The sequence below is a fragment of the Roseovarius bejariae genome, from assembly GCF_009669325.1.
GTDB lineage: Bacteria > Pseudomonadota > Alphaproteobacteria > Rhodobacterales > Rhodobacteraceae > Roseovarius > Roseovarius bejariae.
In genome coordinates this window covers 1,067,602-1,079,924 of the sequence record NZ_SZWE01000001.1, presented here as the reverse complement: position 1 = coordinate 1,079,924, position 12,323 = coordinate 1,067,602, and the positions used below count along the sequence as shown (strand labels likewise).

General features: G+C 62.1%; 14 protein-coding genes. 3 read left to right on the top strand and 11 right to left on the bottom strand.

Annotated elements, in window-relative coordinates:
• Positions 1 to 17: 17 nt before the first annotated feature.
• From FDP25_RS05125 to FDP25_RS05095, 7 genes are all read right to left on the bottom strand, one after another.
• On the bottom strand, positions 18 to 392 hold the full coding sequence (locus tag FDP25_RS05125; RefSeq protein WP_154149564.1) for a DUF2237 family protein: 375 nt from the start codon (positions 390 to 392) through the stop codon (positions 18 to 20).
• A gap of 30 nt (positions 393 to 422) precedes the next feature.
• Positions 423 to 746 (bottom strand): heme-degrading protein HmuQ, encoded by a 324-nt coding sequence (gene hmuQ, locus FDP25_RS05120; RefSeq protein WP_425500500.1) that lies wholly within the window; start codon positions 744 to 746, stop codon positions 423 to 425.
• Between the two features lie 12 nt (positions 747 to 758).
• Positions 759 to 1,922 carry a serine hydrolase domain-containing protein gene (locus FDP25_RS05115; RefSeq protein ID WP_154149562.1) on the bottom strand — a complete coding sequence of 388 codons (1,164 nt, stop codon included), beginning with the start codon at positions 1,920 to 1,922 and terminating at the stop codon, positions 759 to 761.
• 163 nt (positions 1,923 to 2,085) lie between these two features.
• The gene (pth, locus tag FDP25_RS05110) at positions 2,086 to 2,769 is read right to left on the bottom strand and encodes an aminoacyl-tRNA hydrolase (protein ID WP_154149560.1); all 684 of its coding nucleotides are present in this window, start codon (positions 2,767 to 2,769) and stop codon (positions 2,086 to 2,088) included.
• A 130-nt stretch (positions 2,770 to 2,899) separates the two neighbouring features.
• Positions 2,900 to 3,562 (bottom strand): 50S ribosomal protein L25/general stress protein Ctc, encoded by a 663-nt coding sequence (locus FDP25_RS05105; protein ID WP_154149558.1) that lies wholly within the window; start codon positions 3,560 to 3,562, stop codon positions 2,900 to 2,902.
• Positions 3,563 to 3,738: 176 nt separating this feature from the next.
• The gene (locus tag FDP25_RS05100; protein WP_154149556.1) at positions 3,739 to 5,070 is read right to left on the bottom strand and encodes an ammonium transporter; all 1,332 of its coding nucleotides are present in this window, start codon (positions 5,068 to 5,070) and stop codon (positions 3,739 to 3,741) included.
• A gap of 20 nt (positions 5,071 to 5,090) precedes the next feature.
• Positions 5,091 to 5,429, bottom strand: a complete 339-nt coding sequence (locus tag FDP25_RS05095; RefSeq protein ID WP_343031962.1) for a P-II family nitrogen regulator — start codon at positions 5,427 to 5,429, stop codon at positions 5,091 to 5,093.
• A gap of 251 nt (positions 5,430 to 5,680) precedes the next feature.
• Between FDP25_RS05095 and FDP25_RS05090 the strand changes: the two genes are divergently transcribed.
• On the top strand, positions 5,681 to 7,834 hold the full coding sequence (locus tag FDP25_RS05090) for a transglycosylase domain-containing protein (protein WP_154149552.1): 2,154 nt from the start codon (positions 5,681 to 5,683) through the stop codon (positions 7,832 to 7,834).
• Positions 7,835 to 7,926: 92 nt separating this feature from the next.
• Here FDP25_RS05090 and FDP25_RS05085 read toward each other — a convergent pair whose 3' ends face one another.
• From FDP25_RS05085 to FDP25_RS05070, 4 genes are read right to left on the bottom strand one after another with little or no spacing between them, the layout of a single operon-like run.
• The gene (locus FDP25_RS05085) at positions 7,927 to 8,229 is read right to left on the bottom strand and encodes a 4a-hydroxytetrahydrobiopterin dehydratase (protein ID WP_154149549.1); all 303 of its coding nucleotides are present in this window, start codon (positions 8,227 to 8,229) and stop codon (positions 7,927 to 7,929) included.
• Positions 8,226 to 9,413, bottom strand: coding sequence for a GNAT family N-acetyltransferase (locus FDP25_RS05080; RefSeq protein WP_154149547.1), 1,188 nt, complete (start codon positions 9,411 to 9,413; stop codon positions 8,226 to 8,228). Before FDP25_RS05080 ends, FDP25_RS05085 begins: the two co-directional genes overlap by 4 nt.
• A 30-nt stretch (positions 9,414 to 9,443) precedes the next feature.
• Entirely contained in the window at positions 9,444 to 10,214 is a 771-nt protein-coding gene (locus FDP25_RS05075; RefSeq protein ID WP_154149545.1) for a glycerophosphodiester phosphodiesterase family protein, read from the bottom strand.
• Entirely contained in the window at positions 10,211 to 10,672 is a 462-nt protein-coding gene (locus FDP25_RS05070) for a RidA family protein (RefSeq protein WP_154149543.1), read from the bottom strand. Before FDP25_RS05070 ends, FDP25_RS05075 begins: the two co-directional genes overlap by 4 nt.
• A gap of 294 nt (positions 10,673 to 10,966) precedes the next feature.
• Here FDP25_RS05070 and FDP25_RS05065 point away from each other — a divergent pair, with 294 nt between their 5' ends.
• Together FDP25_RS05065 and FDP25_RS05060 are read left to right on the top strand one after the other, a co-directional pair.
• Positions 10,967 to 11,704, top strand: a complete 738-nt coding sequence (locus FDP25_RS05065; protein WP_246175765.1) for an MlaA family lipoprotein — start codon at positions 10,967 to 10,969, stop codon at positions 11,702 to 11,704.
• The gene (locus FDP25_RS05060; protein WP_154149541.1) at positions 11,694 to 12,299 is read left to right on the top strand and encodes an MlaC/ttg2D family ABC transporter substrate-binding protein; all 606 of its coding nucleotides are present in this window, start codon (positions 11,694 to 11,696) and stop codon (positions 12,297 to 12,299) included. Before FDP25_RS05065 ends, FDP25_RS05060 begins: the two co-directional genes overlap by 11 nt.
• The last annotated feature ends 24 nt before the right edge of the window (positions 12,300 to 12,323 follow it).

Sequence of the window (12,323 nt, the reverse complement as noted above, 5' to 3'; positions counted from 1 at the left end):
TTAAAGATGTCGGCGCCTCATTCCGCTGCGTTCTCCCGCAAAACCTCAAGCGACACGATCTCCAGCGCGCGCCGATGCGTCGCCGCCAGCCGCACCTTCGGCGCGCAGCCCTCGTCATGCGCCTGTAAGAAGCGCGCGGCACACAGGCACCATTGATCGCCGGGCTTCAACCCGTCGAACCCGAACTCCGGGCGCGGGGTGGACAGGTCATTGCCCACGTATTTCGAATAGGCCAGAAATTCGGCGGTCATCAGGGCGCACACCGTATGGCTGCCCTGATCCTCGTCGCAGGTGTTGCAATGGCCATCGCGGAAAAACCCGGTCAATGGCCTGTCCGAACATTTCTCCAAGCGCCCGCCCAGAACATTCACCGCCTCATCTTTGCGGATCATCGCGCAGCCTCCATTATCATGTGAATCGGATCATGCCTCGTGCAGCACGGTTTCGAACCCTTCGAACTGCGGCGGGCCGATCATCGCGTCTTGGGTTTTCGATGCGCCCGCATCCTTGTGGGCGGTGCGAAACTGCGCCGATTTGGTCCAGGCCTCGAAATCGGCCCGGCTTTCCCAAACCGCATGGCTGATATAAAGACGTGCCCCATCGCCTTCCGGCCCTTTCAACAGGCGGAACTCCCGAAAGCCGGGGGTTTGCTTCAATCGGCTCTCCCGCTCGGCCCAGATCCGTTCAAAAGCCTCTTCATGGCCTTTGCGAATCTGAAACCGGTTCATCGCGACAAACTGCATCATCCCTCCCTTCCGTCAAAGTGCTTCGGCGATCCGGCGCATCATCGCGACATTGGCCTCGTGGACCCCGTCCTCGCGAAACTGCCGGTCGGCGGCGGTCACCACGATGACCACATCGCGCGCCTGATCAATGTAGATGTATTGCCCGTAAATGCCACGCGCCATGAAAACGCCCTCGGGGGCACCAACGGGAATCCACCACTGATAACCATAGCCGATCCTGCCGGGCAGGGTCGGGGCACTGGCCCGGGTCGAGGCCGCCACCCAGTCGGCTGGCACCACCTGTTGCCCCGCGATCCGGCCCATCTGCTCGTACATCAGGCCGAACCGCGCATAATCGCGCGTCCGCATGTTGAGACCCCCCAAAACAAAGGCCACCCCCTCACCATCGCTCAGGTAATAGGGCGCAGCCTCCAGCCCCAGAGGGGCAAGCACCTTCTCACTCATCAAACCGGGAATATCCCGGCCCGTCGCCCCGCGAATGACCATGCCAAGCGTATGGGTATCAATCGACACATATTTCCACACCTCCCCCGGTGCAGCCGCCCGCGCGGTCAGCCCGGCGGCAAAACCATCCATCGTGCCGCCAAGCGCCAGAACCCGGCCCATGCGGTTGATGTCGGATTCGTAGTCGAGGTAATCCTCGTCGAACTCCAGCCCGCTGGTCATCTGCAACACCTGCCGGATGCTCACCCCGTCATAGGCGCTGCCTTCAAGCTGCGGGGCATATGCGGTCACCGGATCGTCAAGCGAGGCGATCGCGCCCTTGGCCTCGACGATCCCGAAAAGCGCCGAAAGAAAGCTTTTCGCCATCGACCAACTGATCCGCCGATCTTCCGGCCCGGTGCCAAGGTGATAGCTTTCATGCACGATCCGGCCTGCATCCAACACCACAAGCGAGGTCACGCTGCGGTCCTCGATCCATCCCTCCGCGCCTTCGGGCAACACCATCTCGGGGCCTTGGGGCAGGGGGGTGACGGGGCCATCGCCACGCGACAAGGGCACGGTCAGGAAGGCCCGCTCCATGCTTGAGAAATTCTCGACGATCTTGCCCTCGTCGAACAGGGTGTTGACCGCCCAAAGCCGCATCACCTCTTCGCGCTTCCAAAGGCCCACCACCACGGCGGCCAAAAGCGCCACAATCACGATCCGACCCAGCCACCTGAAAACTCCGCGCATATCCGCCCCCTTGCCTTTGGGATCAGAAAAGCAGCAACAGGCCGGGGCGTCCAGTGTGACGCCGGGATACGAATGGGAATTGACCTGAGCACCACGACCGCTACCGAAATCTTGAAAAGATTTCGGACCGTTTTCTTTTCAAGAAAACGCCATCGCGCCGATTTTACCGGAACTTGTCCACCAGTTTCTGCAACGGTGTCCGCTCGTCCTCCGGCGCAGGCTCCTCCGCCGTCGCGGGCTTTTGGGTCTCCGCCTTAGGGGCGGACTTTTCCGGCTTGGCGGGCGCCATCCGCCGCGCCACCGCGTTCTGGAACTTGTCGGCATGGCCCGCCGCCAGATCCGCCGCGCCATCGGAAATCCCGCGCAACAGATCGTCCAGCCAATCGGCATCGGCCTTGGCGAAATCCTGTAGCACGTAATGCGCCACCATCTCCTTGCGGCCCGGATGCCCGATGCCCAAGCGCACCCGTGCATACTCGGCCCCGATATGCGCATGGATCGAGCGCAGCCCGTTGTGCCCGGCATGGCCACCGCCGCGCTTCACCCGGCACTTGCCCGGCACAAGGTCCAACTCGTCGTGAAAGACCGTCACATCACCCGGCTCCAACTTGTAGAACCGCATCGCCTCGCCCACCGACTGGCCGCTGAGGTTCATGAAGGTCGTGGGCTTGAGCAGCAGCACCTTTTCGCTGCCCAAGCGCCCCTCGGTCACCTCGCCCTGGAACTTGGCCCGCCACGGGGCAAAACCATGATCCTCGGCGATCCGCTCCACGGCCATGAAACCGATGTTGTGCCGGTTGCGGGCGTATTTCGGCCCCGGATTGCCCAATCCCACGAAAAGCTGCATCGCGCGTACCTCGTCTGTCTCAAACCTGTCCTACGCGGCCCTTGGTCCCAAATCAACGCGGGGCAAAGAAAAACGCGGAAAGCCGGGGGCCTTCCGCGTTTCCATGTGTCCTTGGACCGAAAGCAGGGGCTTATTCTTCGCCGCCCTCTTCTTCGTCTCCGACGGTCGGCACTTCGTCCGCATCGGCCTCTTCTTCCTCGTCTTCGGCATCCGACTTGAGCGCCGAAGGCGCCGAAACATTGGCGATCACGAAGTCACGGTCGATGGTCGGCTTGGCGCCGGCAGGCAGGTCGATGCTCGAAATGGTGATGGTGTCGCCGATGTTCTCGACGCCCGACAGGTCCACGACCAGTTTCTCGGGGATGTCACCCGCGGTCACGATCAGTTCCACCTCGTTCCGCACGACGGTCAGAACGCCACCCTTGGTCAGGGCGGGGCAGTCATCTTCGCCCACGAATTCCACGGGGATGAAGAGGTTGATCTTGGTGGTCCGGCGCAGGCGCATCAGGTCAAGGTGCGTCGGCAGGTCTTGCACGATGTCGCGTTGCACATCACGGCAGATCACCCGCACGTCGTCGTGACCGTCAACCTTGAGGTTGAAGAGGGTCGACTTGAAGCGGCCGTCCTTCAGCTTCTTGATCAGGACGTTGTAGGGGATTTGGATCGGCAGCGGATCGACATCGCCACCAAATACGATACCCGGAACCATGTGTGCACGACGTGCTGCACGAGCGGCGCCCTTGCCCGTCCCCGTGCGTTCCTGGGCGTGAAGATCAGGAATTTCTCCAGCCATGTTAATTCTCCATAAGTTAGGGCGGGGTTCCTCCAAGGCTGTAACCCCGCGTGAAGCCGCGCGTATAGACCGGATTAGCCTGCTTGGAAAGGGGGATTCTGGGCCGCAGACCCAATAAAAAAGCCCGGGCGTTGCCGCCCGGGCCAGGTGCTCAAAGGGTAACCCGGTAGAGGTTATTACCCTTTCGAGAATTCGGGATAGGCTTCCATGCCCAGTTCGGCCATGTCCAAGCCGCTGATCTCTTCTTCTTCACCCACGCGGATGCCCATGACAGCCTTGAGGATGAACCAGACGATCAGGCTGGCAACGAAGGTGAACACACCGTAGGCGATGATCCCCATCAGCTGCGTCGTGAGGCTGGCGTCGCTGTTGTAGAAGACAACGGCGATGGTGCCCCAGATACCGGCAAACAGGTGCACCGGAACCGCGCCGACCACGTCGTCGATCTTGAACTTGTCCAGCAGCGGTACGGTCAGCACCACGATCACGCCACCCACGGCCCCGATCCAAAGAGCGCCAAAGAGGGTGGGTGCCAGCGGCTCGGCGGTGATCGACACAAGACCGGCCAATGCGCCGTTCAGAACCATGGTCAGGTCCGGCTTCTTGTACAGCGCCTGCGTCAGGATCAGTGCGGTCACCGCACCGGCGGCGGCGGCCATATTGGTGTTGGCGAAGATGCGGCTCACGTCCGAGACGTCACCCACGGTTCCCATGGCCAGCTGCGAACCGCCATTGAAGCCGAACCACCCCAGCCACAGGATGAACGTCCCCAGCGTTGCAAGCGCGAGGTTCGACCCCGGGATCGGGTGGACCTTGCCGTCCTTGCCGTACTTGCCCAGACGCGGGCCCAGCACGATGGCCCCGGCCAGAGCGGCCCAGCCACCGACCGAGTGCACGACGGTCGACCCGGCAAAGTCCGAGAAGCCCGCTTCGGACAGCCAGCCACCGCCCCACTGCCACGAGCCCGAGATCGGGTACATGATCCCGGTCAGCACGACCACGAAGATCAGGAACGGCCACAGCTTGATCCGCTCGGCCAGCGCCCCCGACACGATCGAGGCGGTCGCGGCGACGAACACCAGCTGGAAGAAGAAGTCCGACCCGACCGAGGCGTAATCCAGCGCCGCATCGGCAGCAGCCACACCCACCGGGTCCAGAACCGTTTGGCCCCCGATGGCGAAGAAGCCGTTGAAATCACCGGGGTACATGGTGTTGAAGCCCACCAGCCAATACATGATGGCGGCGATCGAGTAGAGCGCGATGTTCTTGGTCATCTGCATGGTGACGTTCTTGGACCGCACAAGGCCGCCCTCCAGCATGGCAAACCCGGCCGCCATGAAGAACACAAGGAAACCTGCCATGCAGAACAGCAGGGTCGTCATGATATAGGGGCCGATCTCGTCAAAGCCGGGCGCGGCGGCCTCGGCCTCCTGCGCAAGGCCAAGCTGCGGCAGCGCGATCAGCGCCCCGGCGGCCAAAGCGGTTTTCGTAAAGCGTTTCATGTCCATTGTCCTTTCCCCCTGACGGCTCAAAGCGCGTCTTCGTTGGTTTCGCCGGTGCGCACGCGCATGGCCTGTTGGATGTCGAGAACGAAAATCTTGCCGTCCCCGATCTTGCCGGTGCGGGCCGTGTTGGTGATCGTCTCGACCACCTGGTCGGCCATCGCCGCCGACACGGCGATTTCCAGCTTGATCTTGGGCACGAAGTTCACGGCGTATTCCGCGCCACGATAGATTTCCGTGTGTCCCGATTGAGAGCCGAAGCCCTTGATTTCCGTCACCATCATGCCGCGCACGCCGATTTCGGTCAGCGCCTCGCGGACCTCCTCCAGCTTGAACGGTTTGATTGTCGCTATGATGAGTTTCACTGGTGTCCCTTTCGGTTGCGTCACCTGACGTTTGCAGGTGCAGCAAACCCAAGACCGCCCCGGATTCGGAAGGTGAAACCCGGCATTTGACCCCATTTGCCCATGTCAAATGCACAATAAATGCGCAAAAAATTGCAAAAGCGCAAAAAATATGCACAACAAAAAGGAAAACCGCCGCATCACCGGGGGTCTACATTTCCAAAACGCGGTAGTAGACTGCGCAAAACACATTGGTCCCGGGCAGGACGAGCATGAGCAATTCAGGCCGCAAGACACCGCGCCTTGTCGCGGATAAGCGCACACCGAAATCCAAGAAAAAGAAACCCGCGCCCAAGCGCCGCAAAACCCCTGCGCGCCGCAGCCGCAAACGCACCCCCTCGCGTAATCCCATCGTGCGGCTGTTTCGCGGGCTCTTTGGCTGGATCTTCCGCATCATCTGGGGAATCGGCTGGCGTGTGACCGCCGTCGTGGCTCTGATTGTCGGGGTGGCCGTGGCCTACACCTACACCACCTTGCCACCGGTGAACGAACTGCTCGATGGCCGCGCGCGCGGCTCGGTCACCCTGCTGGACCGCGAGGGCGAGGTCTTCGCATGGCGCGGCGATACCTTCGGCGGGGTCGTCACCTCCGACACCGTCAGCGAGCATTTGAAAAACGCCGTCATCGCCACCGAGGACAAACGCTTTTACATGCACCCCGGCGTCGATCCCATCGGCATCGCCAGCGCCATCCGCATCAACCTTAGCGAAGGGCGCGGGCCGCTCTCGGGCCATGGCGGCTCCACCCTTACACAGCAGACCGCGAAACTGCTGTGCCTCGGCGTCGAATACGACAAGTCCGAATGGGAGTCCGAGGCCGATTACGTGGCGGACTGCCGCCGTGGGTCCTTGGCCCGCAAGGCCAAGGAAGCGGTCTTTGCCATGGCGATGGAGGCCAAGTACACCAAGGATCAGATCCTTTCGATCTACCTTAATCGCGCCTACATGGGCGGCGGCGCCTATGGGGCCGAGGCCGCCGCGCAACGCTATTTCGGCAAATCGGCGGGCCAGTTGGAACCACAGGAAGCCGCCATTCTCGCCGGGCTGCTGACTGCGCCCACGCGCCTTGCCCCCACCTCCAACCTCAAGCGTTCGCAGGATCGCGCCGCCACCGTGCTGCGCCTGATGAATGAACAGGGCTTCCTCTCCGACACGCAGACCGCCGCGGCACAGGCCAGCCCCGCCACCCTCTCCGAAGCCGCGCAGGCACAGACCGGCGGCTATTTCGCCGATTGGGTCATGGATGCGGGCCCCGAATTCTTTACCCGCGACACAACCGAGGACGTGATCATCAAGACCACCCTCGACCAACGTATGCAGGCCGCCGCCGAAGACGCGCTGAAGTATATCTTCGAGGAAAAGGTGCGCGAAGGCTCCAAGGCGCAGGCCGCGATCGTGGTGATGTCCGCCGATGGCGCGGTGCGCGCCATGGTCGGCGGGCGCAAAAGCAAGGTCACCGGCGCCTTCAACCGCGCGACCATGGCGCGCCGCCAGACCGGCTCGGCCTTCAAGCCCTTTGTCTACGCCACGGCGCTCGAACTGGGCTACACCTATGATTCAACCGTGGTCGACGAGCCCTATTGCCTCGACATCCCCGGCTCGGGCCGCTGGTGCCCGGAAAACTACACCCGCAAGCATTACGGACGGGTGACACTGGAGCGGGCGTTGCGCGACTCGCTCAATGTCCCTGCCGTGAAGGTCTCGGAAAGCGTGGGCCGCGATCTGGTGCGCAAGGTGGCCAGCGACTTCGGCATCGAAAGCGATCTGGCCGATGGCCCGGCGCTGGCGCTTGGGGCCTCCGAAAGCACGCTTCTGGAAATGACCGGCGCCTATGCCGGTATCCTCAACGGCGGCTCCTCGGTGACGCCCTATGGCCTTGTCGAACTCAAACTCCTTGGTGATGACGCCCCCCTCATGGGCGCCGGCGGCGGCATCGGCGAGCGGGTGATCCGCGAAGAGGCCGCACGCGAGTTGATCTACATGATGCACAAGGTCGTCCACGGCGGCACCGGCGGCCGCGCGCAACTGCCCGACCGTGAGGCCGCGGGCAAGACCGGCACCACCCAGGCCGCCCGCGATGCCTGGTTCCTCGGGTTCACCGCCGACTACGTGGCGGGGGTCTGGATGGGGTACGACGACAACACGCCCCTGACCGGCGTCACCGGCGGCGGCCTGCCCGCCGAGATCTGGCACGAGACCATGGTCCGGGTACACGAGGGCATTCCGCCGAAACCCCTGCCGATGATCCACCCGAAACCCAAACCGCAGGTGCAACAGGAACCGCTGCGCCGCCAACAGCGCCGCAACGGGGGCAACCGCGGCAACCCGATCGAAAACATCCTGCGCGGCATCCTCGGGATGGATTGATGGCCAGTTTCGTACGACTCGTACGAAACATAAAAAGACCCCCCGAAGTTTCGTACGAAACAGGGGGGCCTTGCGTACGACTCGTACGAGAATCAGTCGCCAGAATACAGAACATCCATCTTGCGGGCCAGTTTCACGTCCAGCGAACTCAGGCCCCCCACGTCATGTGTGCTCAGCGTGACGTCCAATGTCTTGTAAACATTGAACCATTCGGGGTGGTGGTTCCATTTCTCGGCCCAGATCGCCACCCGCGTCATATAGCCGAAGGCATCCACGAAGTTCTTGAACTCAAACGTTTTCTTGATGGCGTCGCGGCCCTCGACCATCTCCCAGCCATGCTCCAGAAGCGGCTCCAGCGTGGTTTTCCGGGCGGTGTCGCTCAGTTTCTCGGTCATTGGTGGTCCTCCATCTCCGTTCTCTTGAACGGGCCGAACTTGGTAAGGATTTCAATATCTTCTTCAACCGCGGCCCGCTCGGCCTCAAGGTATTGTCCCACCGCATCGGCAAAGCCCGCATCGCGCATCCAGTGCAGCGAATGGGTGGTCACCGGCAAATACCCCCGGGCCAGTTTGTGTTCCCCCTGCGCCCCGGCCTCCACCGTGGCAAGGCCTTGCGCAATCGAAAAATCCATTGCCTGATAATAACATAGCTCGAAATGCAGGCAGGGGTGATGCTCGGTACAGCCCCAGTATCGCCCATAAATGGCATCGCGTCCAATCAGGTTCATCGCCCCGGCAATGGCCTGCCCATCCCGCTCGGCCAGCACCAACAGGATGTCATCGCGCAAGGATTCATGAGCGATTTCAAAGAATTGTCGGGTCAGATAGGGCATCCCCCATTTCCGCGCGCCGGTGTCCTGATAGAATTCCCAGATCGCATCCCAGTGGTGCGGTTCGATCTGATCGCCGCTCAACTGCTTGATGTCCCCGCCAAATTCCTGCGCCTGCCTGCGTTCCTTGCGGATCGTCTTGCGCTTGCGCGAACTCAGCTTTGCCAGAAAATCATCGAAACTCTCATACCCGCAGTTTTTCCAATGATACTGTTGACTGGCCCGCGCCATCATCCCCATCCGTGCGCCCGCCTCGGCCTCCTCGCCGGTGCAAAAGGTCACGTGGACCGAGGAAAGCCCATTGTTTTCCGCCACTTGTACCGCACCTTGGATCAACCCGGCGCGGCCTGCCGCCTCATGCCCCGGCGTCACCAGAAGCCGCCGGCCCGTCACCGGCGTAAAGGGCACGGCGATCTGCAACTTCGGATAATACCGCCCACCCGCGCGTTCATAGGCATGCGCCCAGTTGTGATCGAAGATATATTCCCCCTGGCTGTGGGACTTGAGGTAAAGCGGCGCACAGGCAATCACCTGCCCGCCCATCTCGACCACCATGTAATGCGGGGTCCAGCCCGTGCCGGGGCCGACGGACCCGCTGTCTTCCAGCGCCTTCAGGAACCGATAGGTGGTAAACGGATCATGCGCCCGGCCCCGATCCGCAGCCTCGGGACAGGCGCAGGCATCCCAATCCGCCGCGCCGATCCGCGACAGGCTGTCATGCAGGGTTATGGAAAGCTCTTGTTCGGCCATGCTGCTAACTTGTGGCCTCGGGCCACGGAATCAACCCGGAAATTCAGGTAGATAGCCCTCGAAGGTGATATTGCAGACCACCTCGCGCGCCATGCGTTCCTGCGCCTCTGATCGCACCGTCCAGCACAGGATATCCGCGCCCTGACCCTTCAATTCGGCCACCCGCACATTGTCCAAATCGTTAACATCATGGCTGATGAAAGAGGCACCCACGCGATCGAAATCCGGGATCGTCCGCAACCGTTCGCGCACCTGCGGCTTGAGCAGGCCCCAGTCCTCGGGTGTGAAACCCGCGGTGGTCAGGCCCCGTGGAACCTCCGGGATCAATTCGGCCAGCCGCGCCACCATCTCGGGGTTGAAGGACATCACCGCCACCGGCCCACCGTAACCCTGTACCCCTTGTGCGACGGCCTGTTCCAGTCGTCCGTCGGTCACGCCCATCTGGCCGTTCTGGTCTTTCAACTCGATCAGGAGGGGGACCTTGCCGCCGACAAGCTCCAGCACTTCGTTCAGCGTCGGAATGCCCTCGTCGCCGCCCAGCAGAACGACCTGCCCAAGATCATGCGCCGCGCGTTGCTGAATCGGGCCGCGCTCCCCGGTCAGCCGCTTGAGGTCATAGTCGTGAAAGACCATCGCGCAGCCCTCCTTCGAGGGCTGCACGTCAATCTCGATCCCGTAACCAGCAGATATTGCAGCCAGAATCGCCGCGCGCGAGTTTTCGGGCCGCCCCGCGGCCTTGTCGTGCAAGGCCCGGTGCGCCAGCGGCAGGCGGCAAAAGGCGTCGGGCAGGGGGCGGGTCATCCGATCTGGAAAATCCCTTCGATCTCGACCGCCACGCCGAACGGCAACGCCGCCGCCGACACGGCCGAGCGCGAATGCTTGCCCGTCTCGCCCAAGGCCTCGCCGATGAAGTCCGAGGCCCCGTTCACCACATGCGGCTGCTCACCATAATCGGCGGTGGAATTGACGAAGCCGGTCAGCTTCACAACGCGCTTCAAACGGTCCAGATCGCCACCACAGGCCGCCTTGACCTGTGCCAGCAGGGCAATCGCGCAAACCTTGGCCGCCTCGGCCCCCTGCGCGGTGTCCATGTCATCGCCCAGTTTCCCGGTGATCAGCGTATCGCCATCCTTGGAAATCTGCCCGGAGACATAAAGCATGTCGCCCACCTGCACGTAGGGTACGTAATTCGCCGCCGGGGCCGGGGCATCTGGCAGGGTCACGCCCATTTCGGCCAGCTTCGATTCAAAGGTTCCCATGATCTGTCCTCCCACATGGATTGTCTGGCCGGACGCTAGCGCCGCAATTTGGGAAACGAAACCCGAAACGCGGCCAAGCCCGGCGCTTTTGCGGCTAATCGCGAAACGCCGGGGGCGGACCTGCGGCCTGTCACCGATCTGCCACAGAATGACGGTTGTCTAGGGCCTGCTTCTGGGCAAAGGTCTGTGATAGTTTATGTAAAGCACCTGTATTCAAATAATCTTGGTAATCTCTTGTCTGTTATGCTGCCAAATTCCCTTGCAACCGGCCTCCGGACCCTTGCCATATTGGCCATGGGCTCTTTCCTCGCGGCCTGTGCCAACCCCGGGCCCTCGCATCCTGTGGATGAACCCTTCGACCCCTACGAGTCGCAGAATCGCAAGGTGCATGAGTTCAACCGAAGCCTCGACCGCGCGATCCTCCGCCCCGCCGGGCGCGGCTACAGCAATTTCTTGCCGGACGACATCGAAACGCTGATCGGGCGTTTCGCCTTCAACCTGTCGATCCCCGGGGCCATTGTGAACAACATCCTGCAAGGCAACGGGAAAGGCGCCAGCGAAGACCTCTACAGGTTCGCGATCAATACCACCGTCGGGCTGGGTGGCTTCTTCGACCCGGCCAGCGAAATGGGCATGCCCCAGGCGACCGATGCCGATTTCGGCCAAACCCTGCATGTCTGGGGGGCGCGCGAAGGCGCCTATGTGGAATTGCCCCTTCTCGGCCCGTCGACCGAGCGCGATACATGGGGCAAGGTGGTGGATGTGTTCACCAACCCGCTCACCTACGCCATAGACGAGCCGGAAAACTATTATGGCACAGCCGCATCGGTGTCTTCACGTCTGAGTGACCGAGGCCGGTATTCCGATACGATCGACTCGATTCTCTACGAAAGTGCTGACAGTTACGCACAGGCCCGTTCACTTTATCTTCAGAACCGCCGATTCGAACTGGGCGGAACCGAAGGTGGCAGTTACGCCGACCCTTATGACGACCCCTATAGTGACCCGTATGAGGACCCCTATGATGAATGATGTTTCACGCCGTCACCTGATCGCCGCAGGCGCGGCCGCGGTCGCAATGGGGGCCATGCCCGCCCCGTCGCTCGCGCTGACTGATTCCGCGGCCAAGCAATTGGTCGACCGCGTGGTCAGCGAGATCAACAAGGTGATCGCCTCGGGCCGGTCCCTGTCCTCGATGATCCGCGATTTCGAACGCATCTTCACTCGCTATGCCGATGTGAACATCATCGCCCGTTCCACGCTGGGCGCGGATTCGCGCCGTGCCTCCTCGTCGCAATTGCGCGCCTTCACCGATGCCTTCCGTGGCTATATCGCCCGCAAGTACGGCAAGCGCTTCAACGAATTCGTCGGCGGCAAGATCGAGGTGAACGGCGTACGCCGCGTGAAATCCTGGCACGAGGTACGCTCCACCGTCTACCTTCGCGGCGAGTCGCCCTTCGAGGTGCTGTTTCTGGTGTCCGACCGCTCGGGCAAGGACCTGTTCTTCGACATGGTGATCGAAGGCGTCAGCCTGCGCCTGACCGAACGCACCGAGATCGGCGCGATGCTCGACCGGCGCCAGGGCAACATCGACGCGATGATCCAAGACCTGCGCAAGGCGGGCTGAACCGCGCCTTCAGACAATAAAAAA